Genomic DNA, 15032 nt, shown 5'->3' with positions numbered 1-15032 from the left:
TCCTCCTTTAGATGGCTTCGTATAAATATTCTGCCGACACGCGGTGCAGGAATTTTTTTGTGCGATCTTCTTTAGCGCTATTAAAGAGGAGGAGTGGCGGCCCTTGCTCAACAATGCGTCCTTCATCCATAAAAATGATATGATCGCTGACACGTTTGGCAAATTCCATTTCATGTGTCACCACAATCATCGTGACACCAGTTTTAGCTATTTCAAGCATTACCTGTAATACTTCACCTACCAATTCTGGATCAAGTGCAGCAGTAGGTTCGTCAAATAAAATGACATCAGGATTGAGGGCTAACGCACGAGCAATGCCAACGCGTTGTGCTTGGCCACCAGAAAGTTGTACCGGATAAAAATCAGCTTTATCACTGAGACCCACACGCTTTAGCTGTTCATGGGCAATACTTTCAGCGATATCTTTTTTGATTTTACGAGCAACAATTAAACCCTCAGTAATGTTTTGTAAAACGGTTTTATGTGAAAAAAGATTATATTGTTGAAAAACCATGGCCGTTTGTTTTCGTAACGCAAGAATGTCTTTTTTTGAAGGTTTTTCGCAATCAATCTGTTGATTGTTCATACGTATAGCGCCAGAATCAGGTTGTTCTAAGAGGTTGAGGCAGCGTAAAAACGTTGTTTTACCAGAGCCGCTTGGACCAATAATAGTGACAACACTCCCTTTTTCAACGGTTAGATCAATACCTTTTAACACATGATGATTACCAAACGATTTATGAATATCTTTAATTTCAATCATGAAATACCTCCTTTAAAGGCAGTTATTTTACGTTCTAATAAATGGGCCGCCCACTCAATTAAGATGGATAATCCCCAATAGATAAGTGCAGCGGCAATGTAAGCTTCTAAAAATGAATAATTGGTTGATGCGACGACAGTAGCGCGCCCAGTAATCTCGGGTACGGCAACAATTGCTGCTATCGCTGTCGTATGCAAAAAGCCGACGAATAAGTTAACAAAGTTAGGCAAAGCGTAATAAAAACTTTGTGGAAGTATGAGCCGCCTAATGGTTTGAGAGAAGGTGAGGCCAACAGCATAACCAGCTTCTACTTCACCTACATGTATTGCAAGAATACCGGAACGCAAAGCTTCTGCAATATAGGCACTCGCTGTAAATGAAAGTGCAACAATCACAAAGGCAGCAATAGGTATCTTGTTGGTTTGGACACTAAACCCAATTGTTTTTGCTAAATAATCGATCAGAATTGGTGAAAGAATATAAATTAACATAATGTGTAAAATCGCGGGTGTGCTTCTGAAAAAAGAAACAAAAAAAGTGGCGATTGGATTAAGAAATCTGATATTGTACAGACGAATATAAGTGATGCCGATGGCAATGAGTGAACCGAAAAGTAAAGGTAGCACAGTCATCAACAAGGTGAGTGGAATAGCGTTTAGCAATAGCTTGAACGCTGTCCAAATAAAGGCGTAATCGATTGACATAGGTACTCAGCTCCTTTTACTGACGAATCATTTCAAAGATAGTGCGCGTATTGGCTTTGTCGCGTTTGAGCCGAAGTTCTATTTGTTTGAAAATTGCTTCTAAAACAAGTGCAACAAGATAATAAATAATCGCTAAAGAAACATAAACTTCAAGCGAGTGATTGCTAGATGTGATAAGTGTCTCGCCACGCCCAGACATATCCATAACCCCGATAGAAAAGGCTAACGAAGTATCTTTTAAGAACCCAATAATTAAGTTCCAAAAGTTGGGGGTAGCTTGTTTAAGTGCTTGTGGAAAGACGATTCGGAAGAAATTTTGACGCTGTGTGAGTCCAATGGATAGCGCAGCTTCTGTTTGTGATTTTGGAACACTATTGATGGCAGAACGAATTATTTCTGCAATGGAAGCAGCGCTGCTAAGGCCATACGTTATAATGGCAGCGTATAGTGGATCCATTCGTGTTGTATCCACATTCACTAGTGCGGTGAGAATGGGGATACCGTAAAACACAATGAAGAGCTGTACAATAATCGGTGTGCCTCGGAAAAAAGAAGTGTAAACAATCGCAAGTTGTTTCAGTACTGGAATATTGTAAATCCGTGGTAAAGCAATCAACACACCCAGTACAAAGCCTAACAAGAGAGAGACAACTAAAATATAAAGGGTCGTTGGTAAATATTTAATTAAGGTTGCTAGAAACTGTGGAATTAACGCCACATCGAAAAATTTATCCATTTGTTTCACCTGCTTTTAATTGGGATGTGATTAACTGCCAAAACTTGATTTAGAGTAGTCACCACCAAGCCATTTTTCACTTAATTTTTTCAACGTACCATCGTCGATAATTTCCTTAAGTGCTTTATCAACTTCTTTGTTGAGTGTTTTGTCTTTTTTATCAAACATAAAGTATACTTTTGAGTCGCTAAAAACGTCACCGACTACTTTTTCTTTAATAGGACTACTTTCATTTTGGAATTTAACAGCAAATGTCGTCGATACAGTTGCATCAGCGCGGCCGGATTCGAGTTGTTTAGCAACATCATTACTTCCTTGACCTGCATACACGACTTTAAATTGATCGCCATTATCTTTGTTAATTTTATTGATTAAAGCTGCACCATTTGAAGTAGCACTTGTAATGACTGTTTTACCTTTTAAATCAGCAATATTATTGATATCTTTATTATCTTTTAAAACAGTAATTTGGTTAGGAAAGTAGTTATAAGGCACTTTATTGAACGTGAATTTTTCTTTACGCTCATCGTTAATTTCCATTTCATGAGCAATCATATCGATTTTATTGGCACCCAGACTAACCACTAAGTTAGAGAAATCCATTGTTTTGAACTCGAAGTCATAGTTGGAAAGGCGTTTATCAATTTCACGCACAAGTTCGACATCATAACCTGTGAGTTTACCGTCTTTATCAATAAAACAAACATTAGGGAACTGCGTACCAGTCCCGACAATGACTTTGGTAACTTTATCTTTCGTCGAACCAGCGCTTGCGCCACATGCACTCAGCAATACCAATGTGAAAACGGATAATAGTAATAATAGGTATCTTGTTTTTGTCATATAAATGCTCCTCTTCTATTTAAAACTCGATTTTGAGTAATCGTCGCCTAGCCATCTTTTGCTTAATTTTTTCAAAGTACCGTCAGTACTCAACTCTTTAATTGCCGTATCAACAGCCTTAGAAAGATCTGTTTTTTGTTTAGGGAAAACGAAGTAAACTTTTGTATCTAAGAGAATATCACCAACGACTTTTTCTTTGATGCTACTCGTATCATTTTGGTGTTTAACTGCAAAGGGTGTTGAAAGAGTAGCGTCAGCACGTCCGTTTTTAAGTTGATTGGCCGTATCATTACTTCCTTGACCCGCATAAGCAATTTCAATTTTATTACCATTCTTTTTGTTGTACTCTGTCACGTAATCAGCCGCATTAGATGTGGCACTAACCACCACTTTTTTGCCATCAAGGTCTTTAATGGATTTGACGTCATTGTTATCTTTGGCAACAGTGATGTACAACGGTGAGTAGTTATAAGGTTCATTATTGAAGAGAAATTTTTCTTCGCGTTCTTTGTTTTTAGCCATGTTATGTGCAATCATATCGATTTTATTGGCGCCTAAGCTTGTAAGTAAGTTGGCAAAATCCATTGTTTTAAATTCAAAGTTGTATTGCGGTAATTTTTTATCAATTGCACGAATCACCTCGATATCATAGCCTGTCAATTTGCCGTTTTCATCAATGAAACAAATGCCAGGATATTGTGTGCCTGTCCCAACGATAATAGTTTCAACGTTCTTTTTTTTGTCGGAAGTTGCAGCTTTCGGTGCACACGATACAAGGAAAATAAGCGTTAATGCTGTAAAACAAAGAAATATTTTTTTCATAGATAAGCCCCCAATAAGATAAAATATTAGAATGTTGGAATGGATAAAAGCGCTGCGTTAAATTTTTCAGGAATCAAGACTTTACGTAACATGGCACCTAAATCACCATCAGGCGATTCATGCTCGAAATAAATTTCATAACCTTTACGCTGATACATCTCAAGTAACCAAGGATGTTTTCGTGCCGACGTGCCCAGCGTTAAAGTTGGGACTTTAAGTGTATCGCGTAAGAGTGTTTCTTCTATATATGTAAGCAACTGATTCCCGTATCCTTTGGATGCGTATTCAGGATCGGTACCAAACCACCAAACAAACGGGTATTTCGATACAGGTGTTTCGCTTTCCCAAGGAAAACGGATGGTGATGGTTGAAACGAGTTTCCCATCTACTTCAAGTACATAAGCGGAGTAGTTGGTGATGTTTTCTAAAACTAATTCACGAGAAGCGTTAGCACTCGGCCAATCAATGCCTAAATCACGAATACTTTGAAAAGATTTATAAAGTAAAGTATGAAACGCTTCGATATCATCTTCAGTAGCAATGCGTATACGTTCTGTGGTCATTTGAATTCCTCCTGTGTAATCAATTAACTAAAATAGTTTGTTGTTGAGACACTTGATTTAGCAACGATGTTAATGATGATTCAATACGGCTCGTCGCTTCTTCATTGATGTGATAATGATTATTGAAATCTTTAGTTACTTGATCGTCTGTTATATAGGTGCCATGTGCAATAAATTCAGCCCCTAATTCCGATAAAATCGGTTCTAATGCATATTTCAACATCAATAGGTGACCTTTGGAACCACCTAAAGCTAAAGGGAGAACAGGTTTACCTTTTAAAATACGAGAAGGAAGCAAGTCCAAAAATGTTTTTAAGATACCTGAATAAGAAGCTTTGAATGTGGGAGTTACCACAATAACTGCGGCACTTTGTTCCACTAGTAAGTGGGCAGCAACGATGTCAGGATGTTTGAAGTCAGCTGTGATAAGTGCTTCTGCATTGAGTTGATGAACTTGAACTACTTGGAAATTGATATGGCGAGGATGACAATAAGCATCCGCCTTTTGAATAAGGGCAGTTAAACGTGAAGCTTCTGAATAGCCGCCAGCAATTAATGTTATCGTAGTCATAAATAAAAATCCTCCTCACAAATTTTAATCCCTACTGTTTAAGTTGGTATTGGTTGTATGTAATTGTAACGCAATAAAAGTTATCTGACTAATTAAATTAATGAATAAAAAATATTAGTATTATTGATAATCTAAAAGCGTGTGACTATCAAATTTTTTTAATTCATAGTAAAATGATGTAATTAGTATGTTTTAAGTGTGAAACATTGTTATAAGAAGAGTTCACAGAGGATTAAATGTTGAAGGAGGATGGGATGAATATGGAAATACGTGCAATTGAAACCTTTCATGCTGTTGTGAAATTTGGTAGTTTTCAAAAAGCTGCCGAGGCATTAAATTATTCACAACCGACAATCACCTTTCGCATTAAACAATTGGAAACAGATTTAGGTGTGCAGTTGTTCAAACGTGGCAAACAGGCACAATTGACGACGAGCGGGCGCTTGTTTCTAGAAAAATCAGCCAAATTATTGGACGAGTTTGTACTATTAGAGAATACAGTGCGTAACATCAAAACGGAAACAGCAGCGAATTTCCGAATCGGTATTTCAGAACCCACAGCAAGTGTGAAGTTTCCTAAAGTATTGGCACGATTTTTAGAAGATAACCCAGATATAGGTGTAGATGTTATCGTAGGTGATGCGAATTTATGTAGTCAATTGCTAGAAAAAGATGAGATTGATTTCGCTATTTGTGGAGAGCCTGAAATAAGTGTAGGTAATCGGTATGAACGTTTCTTTAAAGATGAACTAGTGGTGTTAGTGAATGAACATCATCGTGTCGCACAACAAGATAGCATAAAGATTAAAGATTTAAAGGGAGAGCGTTTTCTATTTACCCCTAATAATTGCCCAATTCGTATTCAAATCGAACATCTATTACAGAAAAAAATCGGTTCTAACTACAATAAAATGGTTCTGTCTAGCAGCATGGCACATAAATATTACGTGCAAGCAGATTTAGGGATTTCACTATTTACGCGAACAGCTAATTTAAATCCGATTGCAGGAACAGTTGTAAAAGAATCAGAAGGCGTATCAATTAGGCCGTCAATTGGAGTTTTAACGCGAGCACAACAAAATAATCCATCGGAAAATATGCTGGATTTGATTGCACGTATTAAAGAAGCCTATCTAAAAACAGAATTAGTTTAAATAGAGCAATTTTTTTCGTTCATATGTGAGGGTAAACAGGTTTTTTAGCGATTTAAGACCTGTTTTTTGTTGTGTATGCTGATTTATTGCATTGTGTGATTACTTTTGTAATAGTAAGTAAAAGAGTGTAAAAAAGGAGAGACCAAGTATGGCTAATTTAACTCAAACCAGGACTAAAAAATTATTTGAACAAACGTTGATGTCTTTATTAGAAACTAAATCATTTTCGAGTATCACCATCAATCAATTATGTGAAGCTGCACACATTCACCGCAGTACATTCTATCGTTATTACACGGACAAATACGCTTTGTTGGAAGAGCTAGTGGAGTTTATTAGCGCTGATATGTATGAAAAAGTCGAAGCTAGTAAGCCCACGAGTCGCTCAATGTCTGAAGAAGTGATTGGTTTTATCGAAGCAAATAAAACCAATTTCATGAATGTGATTACAAAAAATGGTAATTATGAATTATATGAAGTCCTTATAAAAAAAGTTAGCGCAATTATGTTTGATCATTATCAAAACTGGGATGACGACCTTTCAATTAAAATTAGGAAATCAACTTATCCAGAAATGATGTGCCATTTTTATAGCAGTGGTATTATTGAGGTATTGAAGCGGATGGTGAGTAGCGGCGACAATTATTCGCGTGAAGAGTTTGTTAAAATCATTGATGATCTCATTAAATAATACATTTTGAAACATATGTCTCATTTTAGAACGAATGGTGAATGTTGGACTTAGACAGCCCCTTTTAAAGTTGATATATTTACTATCATAAAGGGAAGGTGAGACAATTATTATGGATAAATTATTTAATAAAATTGGCCATTTCATCATTAAACATGCCAAGGTAAATATTATTGTCATTTTAGCAGTGACAGTCTTTTTAGCGTTTGGAGCAACTAAATTAGATATGAAAATGGGCAATGATGTTTTTGTTAGCAGTAAATCAGATGTCTATAAAGACACAACGACTTATCAAAAAAACTTTGGTGGGGATGGCATCTATTTGCTGCTTGAAGGTGATAAAGACAAGTTGATCTCACATGAAACAGCTCAAAAAATCACAACATTTTCTGAAAAAGCGACTAAGATTGAAGCGATTACGGGTGCATCAAACTATATTAGCTTAATGAATGAAATGTTAGCATCAAATAACCCAAGTGCTGGTTTCAATATGTCAGGTGATTCGAAATTATCTGAGAGTATTCAAAAAGCAATTCCAGCAGCAAAAATGAAAAAAATCGAGTCAGATATGCAAGCAAGTTTATCTGCTAATCAAAGTGCAAAAATTCAAGAATACATGCAATCGTTGTTAACAGATCCACAAAAAATGACAGTCGGTCAACAAATTGCTGGCTTGGGTGCTGCAGCGACACCAGAACAGCAAGCAGGAATTGTTCAGTCTACGTTAACAAAAGAACAGCGTCAAAAAGTAGAAGCATATACGCAAAGTATTTTAACAAAAAAACAATCGGCTAATATGCAAGAAGCTGTGATTAAAGCAATGCCTAAAATCCAGGATATGGATAACTCATTGTTACGTCAAATCGTCTTTTCTGATAAAGGAAAAATACCGACAGCATTGGAAAAAATCATACCCAACAATGGTGGCAATGTTTTAATAATGCTTAACACATCAGATGATACTGAGATGGATACAGCAGTACATACAAATGAGGAACTGAAAAAATTAGTTAAAAACACTGATTTTGGAGATGGCATCACTGTTAAATTAGCAGGTGGGCCGATTATTCAAGGTGATGTTCAAGGTGAAGTAATGACAACAATGACAGTGATGTTATCCTTGTCAGTTGTATTAATGATTGTTGTATTATTAGTTGTTTTCCCAGTGCGTCGACGTGTGATCTCATTAGGTTTTGTTCTGATAGGTCTCATCTGGACATTTGGTTTTATGGGCTGGGTAGGAATTCCAATTACGCTAGCAACAATGGCAACCTTACCGATTATCATTGGGCTAGGAACGGATTTTGGTGTTCAATTCCATAATCGTTATGAAGAAGAATTTAAGAAAAGCGACTATAAAGCAGATGAAGCAACCGTCACTGCTATTCGACATATCGGACCAGCTGTAGGAATTGCAGTCGCTATTATGGCATTGAGCTTCTTAACAATGTTCCTTTCAAAAGCACCAATGATGCAACAATTTGGTTTAACACTCGCTTTAGGTGTTATTTTCTGTTACATTGTTGAACTCGTATTAATGTTCTCTACATTCAATATGATGGACAAGAAAAAGAAAAAAGGCGAAGTGAAAATTAAAAACAATGATGAAACATGGTTGTCGCGTGGGTTAGGAAGTTACGCTAAATTGGTTGGTAAATTTGCAGCTCCAATTTTGATTGTCGGCGTTATTCTAGCAGGCATTGGTTTTTCGGTTGAAAAATCAATACCAACGGAAACAAACATGATGAAAATGATTCCACAAGAAATGAAGGCATTACAAAACACTAATTATCTACAAGAAACAGTGGGTTCTACAACCTTTATCAGTTATTTAGTAGAAGCTGATGATGTGACACAGCCAGAAGTTGTATCATGGATGAAGACTTTTGGTGATAAAGTTAAAGGTGAATTTAAAGACGTTACGGGAGTAACATCTGTCGCAACTTATGTGGAAGACATTGAAGGTAAAGGGACAGTTAAAAAGGATAATGAAAAATTACCTGAGAGTGTGTCACAATTACCAAAATCAGTTCAAGAAATGGTTGTAAGTAAAAATAAACACTATGCAACGTTACAGTTCCAAATTGATAATAATCTATCTTCTGCCGATCAGTTAGCATTATTGAATAAAATTACTGCTAAAATTGATGCTGGCAAAGGCATCTCAGTAAAACCGGCAGGCGCACAAGTTATGATGCTCTTTGGTATTGATAATATTGGAGCCAACAGTAATCTAATGATTGGTGCAGGTTTATTGATTATCTTTGTGGGATTATTCCTAGTTTACCGACGTGTAAAACATGCGATTTATCCAATTATTCCAATCTTATTAGTACTCGGTTTTTCACCGTTACTATTAAAAATGCTAGGGATGTCATACAACCCCTTAACAACCGCGTTAAGCTGTTTGGTATTAGGGATAGGGACAGAGTTCACGATTTTAATTATGGAACGATTCCGTGAAGAAGAAGCAAAAGGTTTGGCAACAAAAGAAGCGATTCACGTCTCGTTATCTAAAGTGGGACAAGCAATCACTGTATCAGGTTTAACAGTTATCGTTGGTTTCTCAACACTAATGTTTGTAAGTTTCCCAATCTTACGTGATTTCGGAATAACAACCGTGTTAGATACACTGCTGTGCTTAATCTGCGCGTTAACAGTGTTACCGGCATTGATTATATTATTCAGAAAACGCTAAAAGCATTTTCTGACACAATAGCGATACTAATCTAGGGCGTTACTTCTCGTTCATTTGGGATTGCGTACTGAGGTACGCGCACCGTCATTCACTTGTCGTGCCTACTATCTCAACATCGCTATTGCGCCTGAATTTGATAAAACACTATTTTGACGCAGTTTGTCAGGATAGTGTTTTTGAAATTTTGGAAGTTATGGCTTGGAATGCTAGATACAAATAAAAGCATTTTCAGACACAATAGCGATACTAATCTAGGGCGTTACTTCTCGTTCATTCGGGATTGCGTACTGAGGTACGCGCACCGTCATTCACTTGTCGTGCCTAGTATCTCAACATCGCTATTGCGCCTGAATTTGATAAAACACTATTTTGACGCAGTTTGTCAGGATAGTGTTTTTGAAATTTTGGAAGTTATGGCTTGAAATACTAGATACAAATAAAAGCATTTTCAGACACAATAGCGATACTAATCTAGGGCGTTACTTCTCGTTCATTCGGGATTGCGTACTGAGGTATGCGCACCGTCATTCACTTGTCGTGCCTACTATCTCAACATCGCTATTGCGCCTGAATTGGAGGAAACACTGTTTTGACGCAGTTTGTCAGGATAGTGTTTTTTTGTGATTTTGAAAGTAGCTAGAAAATAAGAGAGTGTAACTACTAATGAAGGGGATGATATTGCGATGAATTTTTATGTTAGTTGACCAGTCAGCTGCCGCGAAATGTCCCCATAAAAAAAACACTTCTGCTTAAATTCAGTTCGAATGAAAGAGGAGTGCTTTTATTTATTTTTTATTACTCGATACATTGCCGCTATCAGCAATACGTGGTTTAATTTTATGGATTTTAACAGTCTTACTCGCTGGGTTACGTAAAATTTCGGCCTTAGCTAAAATAGGATTACTTGTTCCCGTAATTAAATCATCCAAAAAGGGTGCAATGACAGTTGAAATACTTTGCGTCGATGTACGGTAGAGCATACTAGGGGTATGGTCTACGGCATAGTGGCAAATATTTTCAACAGTGAATGTCGGTTCTTCTAAAGAAGTTGGATGTGAGCTTTCAATCGCACCATCATAATCGCTACTTACATCGATAATAAGTGCGTTGGATTTCATTCTTTTCAAATCAGCACGTGTGATAAGGTAATCCTTACGAGCGTTATCCCATAAAAGGGCATTAACGATCACGTCAAATTCACCAAGTTCTTCATGCAATAATAGCTCTTGATTACGCTTATAGACTGTTACTTCAGCACCTAGACGTTGAAGAATTTTAACAGCACCATTTGCGACATTGCCGCGTCCAATCACAGCTACTTTGGTTTCGTAGGGGAGGCAACCATGTAATAAATAAGCATGAAGTACTGCTGCCTCACCAGCTAGTTCGTTGTTCCGCCAAAAGAGGTGGCGGTTAAGATGGAACATTTCTTCCCAAGCAAAGACTTTCAGTTCTTTGGCAATGAGCAGTTGCGATAATTGCTTGTTTTGCTCAGCGTGTATCCAACCAAACAATGTTTGGTGTGGTTTTAGAGTGTGTAAAAAATCTGCATCACCTAATTTAGGTTCACAGATGATATCTTGTTGCAGTGCCATCTCTCGAGAGACAATCTGGGCACCAACATCACGATATTGTTGATCACTTATATTTAAATAGGCGCCGTAATTCTCTTCAAAAAATAAATACGATGGGTTCTTTATCTTAATGAAATCTGTTGGTAATAATGCCAAGCGATGTTCATTTTCCTTATGGCTGATAATAAATCCAATCGTTTTTTTCACGATGATTACTTCTTCCCTAAGTTCAGTATTTTTGGAGTCTGTCAGGTTTCCCTCACATATCAAGTGTAACATAGTAAATCGTGGGCAAAAATTTTGAAGCCGTAATCGCATAAGACAGATAGCTAGTCAACCTATGATAGCACGAGGTTAACAGCGGTTGATTTTTAATTTTATGTCCCTCTAAAAACACCTTAAATATTGCTGTTAATTTTGTGGGTATGTGGTGTAGCGAAATAAATTATGATACAGGAAGACTAAAAATGAAATGGGGAATCATAATGAAATCAACCTTTTTTGAAGCACATCACCAAGCACAACCGTTAATCTTGCACAATTGTTGGGATGTCGTGTCAGCACAAGTCATCAGTGAAAGGGGTGCACAAGCAGTCGCTACAAGTAGTTATGCGATTGCAAACGCGTGGGGCTATGAAGATGGTGAACAGCTCCCTTTTGAGCAATTAGTTTGGATGACCAAGCGCTTAGTCGCTAGCGTGAACATACCTGTGTCAGTAGATGTTGAAGGTTTATATGCCGAATCACTGGCTAAGTTAGAAGCGCATGCAGCACAAGTAATGGCAACAGGTGTAGCAGGAATTAATTTTGAAGACCGCCACCCTGAAAAAGGCTTATATACAGTATCTGAGCAAGCCAAGCGTCTGGAAATTGTCTCAACGGTAGCTAAAAAAGCAAAACGGCCAGTCTTTATAAATGCACGTACAGATGTCTTTTTAGAGGCTGGTAAGGAAACAAAGGAGTTAGTAGCGACTGCATTAGAGCGCGCTTTAATTTACGCCGATAATGGTGCAAATGGTATTTTTATACCGGGTTTAACAGATTTAACATTGTTGGCTGAATTCGTGAAAAAAGCACCGGTACCTGTTAATATAATGATAACGAATAACAGCGTTTCATTAGCAGAATATCAAGCGATAGGCGTTAGTCGAATAAGTTATGGGCCGAGCATTTATCTTAGTCAGAAAGAGGCTTTTGCTGATTCAATCAATGAGTGGGGGAAGATGTGATGATTCAAGATGAGCAAACAAAAAAGGTCTACTATAAAATGTTAATTGAAAAAAATTCGCATTATGAAGGTATTTTTTATGTCGGTGTAAAAACAACAGGTGTTTTTTGCCGACCGACTTGTCCCGCGCGTAAGCCAAAGGAAGAAAACTGTGAGTTTTTTGATACAGCCCAAGAAGCAACGCTTGCTTCTTATCGGCCGTGTAAACGATGTCAGCCGCGTAATACACCAAGTGGTTTATCACCTGAAGTGAAAGAGCTTGTTGCGAGTATAGAGGCAAATCCTGAGAAAAAATGGACGGATCGAGATTTTGATGAACTCACAATTAGCCCAAACACAGCACGCCGTCAATTTAAAAAACAATTTGGAATGACTTTTATTGAATATGCTCGAGCACGCCGTTTAGGACTAGCCTTCCATTCCATTCGTAAAGGTACGCGTTTAATCGATGCACAACTGGACAGCAGCTTTGAATCAAGCAATGGTTTTCGTGATGCTTTTACACGTACGATGGGAATTGTGCCCCAGAAAAATAAAGACATCCGCTTGTTAAGTGCTTGTTGGATTGAAACTAAATTAGGACCCATGTTGGCGATTGCAAATGACGAGGCGCTTTACTTATTGGAGTTTGTTGACCGTCGGGGGTTGGAAAAAGAGATTGAAAAGCTACGAAAACGGCAAACCGTTGCCATCGTACCAGGAACAAATCTTTTATTGGAGAGACTTGAACAGGAGTTGAATCAGTATTTTAACGGTGAACTATCAGCGTTCGAAACGCCGATAGCGGCCGAAATAGGTACGCCATTTGAAAGAACTGTTTGGGCTTTATTACGAACGATTCCTAGTGGTACCACTACAAGTTACAAGGCATTGGCACAACAATTAGGTAACGATAAAGCGGCACGTGCAGTTGCTCGAGCGAATGGTGCCAATCAAATTTCCCTTTTAATCCCTTGTCATCGCGTCATTCAAAGCAATGGTGAAATGGGTGGATATGGTGGTGGTGTTGAACGGAAGAAATGGTTGTTGCGCAATGAAGAAAATACAAGAAAGGCCTGAGTCGCAGGATCATCCCTTTTATACAGGAGACAAACAGCAATATGTGTTGTTACACCTGAGTCATTCCAAAAATTGGAGTAGGTTTAATCGCTTAGCGGTTTCGTAAATGACAAAATAAAAAGTAGCGGTAGCGAATGATGATTCATTCACTGCTGCTACTTTTTTTATGACTATTTAAGCTAATTTCTTAATACCAATGTTTGTGAAGCCAGCGATCACAGTGATGATAGGGCAAAGCAAACAGAAGAAGGCAAAAGGTAAGTAATCTAACGTGGGAACACCGAGTGTAGCAGCCATAAAGACACCACTAACGCTCCAAGGGACCAAAGAGTTCACTACAGCGCCAGAATCTTCTAAAACGCGAGAGAGTGCTAATGGATGTAAACCATTCACTGCGTATTGTTCTTTAAAGGCATTACCAGGTAAAATAATCGATAAGTATTGTTCTCCGACTAATAAGTTAATACCAATACAGCTCAGAGCAGTTGTTAAAATGAGTTTTCCACGTGTGTTTAATTGGCGGACAAGGAGATTCATCAAGGTGCTAATAACACCTAGTTCAACCAAAAGACCACCGAGTGCTAACGCTAGAATGATTAATGAAATCGACCACATCATACTTTGAATCCCGCCATGCGTTAAGAGCGTGTCAATTGTAGCGTTGTCTGTTTTAGAAACATAACCGTTTTGGATGATATCTGCCACTTCTTTAATGTTAACGTTTGTTTTGGTAGCAAGTAACATGATAATACCTACAGTAATTGAAATGAAGAGTGTCGGTATTGCAGGTAATTTGATTTGTGCACAGACAAAGATCAAAATAACCGGCACAGCGGACCACCAACTGATTGTAAATTGTGATTGTAACAACTGTGAAATTTCAGTTATTTTTTCAAGAGGCACTTCTTGGCTGTTTGTTCCTAAGATAGCAAAGCCAATCAAGGCAATAAAGAAAGCGGGAATTGTCGTCCACATTAAGTTACGAATGTGAAGGAATAAATCTACTTCTGCAATTGCTGCTGAAAGGTTAGTACTATCAGACAAGGGTGACATTTTATCACCAAATACGGCACCTGAGATAACAGCACCTGCGATTAATGCAGGTGAAAAACCCATTGATAGGCCGATACCTAAAAAGGCAATTCCGACGGTAGAAGTAACTGTAAAAGCACTCCCAACTGCAACACCAACGACTGAACAAATAACGAATACAGAGGGAATAAAGATGTGCGGATTAACGATTTCAAATCCGAGTACCATCATTGATGGAATAATTCCTGCGGCAATCCATACCCCAATCAAAGCCCCAATTAGAATGAAAATAATCATTGGAATGAGGCCTGTCGAAATCCCTTTCGTAATGCCTTGATGAATTAAGTGCCACGATTCGCGATGCATTTTACCCCATAAAATTAACAGAGCAATCGCAGCCATAATGGGTACTTGTGGCGCTAGTCCTAATTTGATGACACTGAATCCTAAAATAGCGAGAATAAGCGCTAATATAATTAAAACTTCGAGAATATTTTTTTGTTTTGAATTTGACATTGTAAAAGAACCCCTTTAAATTTTCATCTCTAACACGCTTTACCGCGTTAAACTATAAGTGAATAATACCATCGATGG

The 15032-nt window shown here is 37.8% G+C and carries 14 protein-coding genes; 5 read left to right on the top strand and 9 right to left on the bottom strand.

The annotated features are described in order from the left end of the window. Positions 1 to 7 precede the first annotated feature (7 nt). The 7 genes from V6S17_RS11540 to V6S17_RS11510 are packed head-to-tail and all read right to left on the bottom strand — an operon-like array spanning position 8 to position 5002. A complete protein-coding gene (locus tag V6S17_RS11540; RefSeq protein WP_029091099.1) occupies positions 8 to 763 on the bottom strand; it encodes an amino acid ABC transporter ATP-binding protein in 756 nt (251 codons plus the stop codon). After that, positions 760 to 1467: an amino acid ABC transporter permease gene (locus V6S17_RS11535; RefSeq protein ID WP_029091100.1), complete on the bottom strand. Its 708-nt coding sequence runs from the start codon at positions 1465 to 1467 to the stop codon at positions 760 to 762. Before V6S17_RS11535 ends, V6S17_RS11540 begins: the two co-directional genes overlap by 4 nt. A 16-nt stretch (positions 1468 to 1483) precedes the next feature. Then, positions 1484 to 2203 carry an amino acid ABC transporter permease gene (locus V6S17_RS11530; protein WP_029091101.1) on the bottom strand — a complete coding sequence of 240 codons (720 nt, stop codon included), beginning with the start codon at positions 2201 to 2203 and terminating at the stop codon, positions 1484 to 1486. 30 nt (positions 2204 to 2233) lie between these two features. Further along, positions 2234 to 3046 carry a transporter substrate-binding domain-containing protein gene (locus tag V6S17_RS11525; RefSeq protein WP_036027033.1) on the bottom strand — a complete coding sequence of 271 codons (813 nt, stop codon included), beginning with the start codon at positions 3044 to 3046 and terminating at the stop codon, positions 2234 to 2236. Between the two features lie 15 nt (positions 3047 to 3061). Continuing rightward, entirely contained in the window at positions 3062 to 3868 is an 807-nt protein-coding gene (locus tag V6S17_RS11520) for an amino acid ABC transporter substrate-binding protein (RefSeq protein ID WP_029091103.1), read from the bottom strand. A 26-nt stretch (positions 3869 to 3894) separates the two neighbouring features. Beyond that, on the bottom strand, positions 3895 to 4431 hold the full coding sequence (locus V6S17_RS11515) for a GNAT family N-acetyltransferase (protein WP_029091104.1): 537 nt from the start codon (positions 4429 to 4431) through the stop codon (positions 3895 to 3897). A gap of 19 nt (positions 4432 to 4450) precedes the next feature. Continuing rightward, complete coding sequence (locus V6S17_RS11510) at positions 4451 to 5002, bottom strand: NAD(P)H-dependent oxidoreductase (RefSeq protein WP_029091105.1); 552 nt, start codon at positions 5000 to 5002, stop codon at positions 4451 to 4453. Between the two features lie 260 nt (positions 5003 to 5262). On the opposite strand from V6S17_RS11510, the gene V6S17_RS11505 reads away from it, so the two are divergent. The 3 genes from V6S17_RS11505 to V6S17_RS11495 all read left to right on the top strand — a co-directional run bounded on the left by V6S17_RS11505 (position 5263) and on the right by V6S17_RS11495 (position 9545). After that, a complete protein-coding gene (locus V6S17_RS11505; RefSeq protein ID WP_029091106.1) occupies positions 5263 to 6156 on the top strand; it encodes a LysR family transcriptional regulator in 894 nt (297 codons plus the stop codon). Positions 6157 to 6304: 148 nt separating this feature from the next. Beyond that, a complete protein-coding gene (locus tag V6S17_RS11500) occupies positions 6305 to 6847 on the top strand; it encodes a TetR/AcrR family transcriptional regulator C-terminal domain-containing protein (RefSeq protein ID WP_029091107.1) in 543 nt (180 codons plus the stop codon). Between the two features lie 112 nt (positions 6848 to 6959). After that, positions 6960 to 9545 carry an efflux RND transporter permease subunit gene (locus tag V6S17_RS11495; protein WP_029091108.1) on the top strand — a complete coding sequence of 862 codons (2586 nt, stop codon included), beginning with the start codon at positions 6960 to 6962 and terminating at the stop codon, positions 9543 to 9545. Positions 9546 to 10330: 785 nt separating this feature from the next. Here the strand turns inward: V6S17_RS11495 and V6S17_RS11490 are convergent. Beyond that, positions 10331 to 11326: a N(5)-(carboxyethyl)ornithine synthase gene (locus V6S17_RS11490; protein WP_069124526.1), complete on the bottom strand. Its 996-nt coding sequence runs from the start codon at positions 11324 to 11326 to the stop codon at positions 10331 to 10333. 260 nt (positions 11327 to 11586) lie between these two features. On the opposite strand from V6S17_RS11490, the gene V6S17_RS11485 reads away from it, so the two are divergent. Beyond that, on the top strand, positions 11587 to 12348 hold the full coding sequence (locus tag V6S17_RS11485; protein ID WP_051457138.1) for an isocitrate lyase/PEP mutase family protein: 762 nt from the start codon (positions 11587 to 11589) through the stop codon (positions 12346 to 12348). Continuing rightward, on the top strand, positions 12348 to 13406 hold the full coding sequence (locus V6S17_RS11480; protein ID WP_029091109.1) for a bifunctional transcriptional activator/DNA repair enzyme AdaA: 1059 nt from the start codon (positions 12348 to 12350) through the stop codon (positions 13404 to 13406). The genes V6S17_RS11485 and V6S17_RS11480 overlap by 1 nt, the downstream gene beginning before the upstream one ends. Positions 13407 to 13580: 174 nt before the next feature. Here the strand turns inward: V6S17_RS11480 and nhaC are convergent, their stop codons facing one another. Then, the gene (gene nhaC, locus V6S17_RS11475; protein WP_029091110.1) at positions 13581 to 14954 is read right to left on the bottom strand and encodes a Na+/H+ antiporter NhaC; all 1374 of its coding nucleotides are present in this window, start codon (positions 14952 to 14954) and stop codon (positions 13581 to 13583) included. Positions 14955 to 15032: the final 78 nt, after the last annotated feature.

The sequence above is a fragment of the Brochothrix thermosphacta DSM 20171 = FSL F6-1036 genome, from assembly GCF_036884295.1.
GTDB lineage: Bacteria > Bacillota > Bacilli > Lactobacillales > Listeriaceae > Brochothrix > Brochothrix thermosphacta.
The sequence above is the reverse complement of the archived record's forward strand: the minus strand, read 5'-3'. Positions and strand labels throughout refer to the sequence as shown.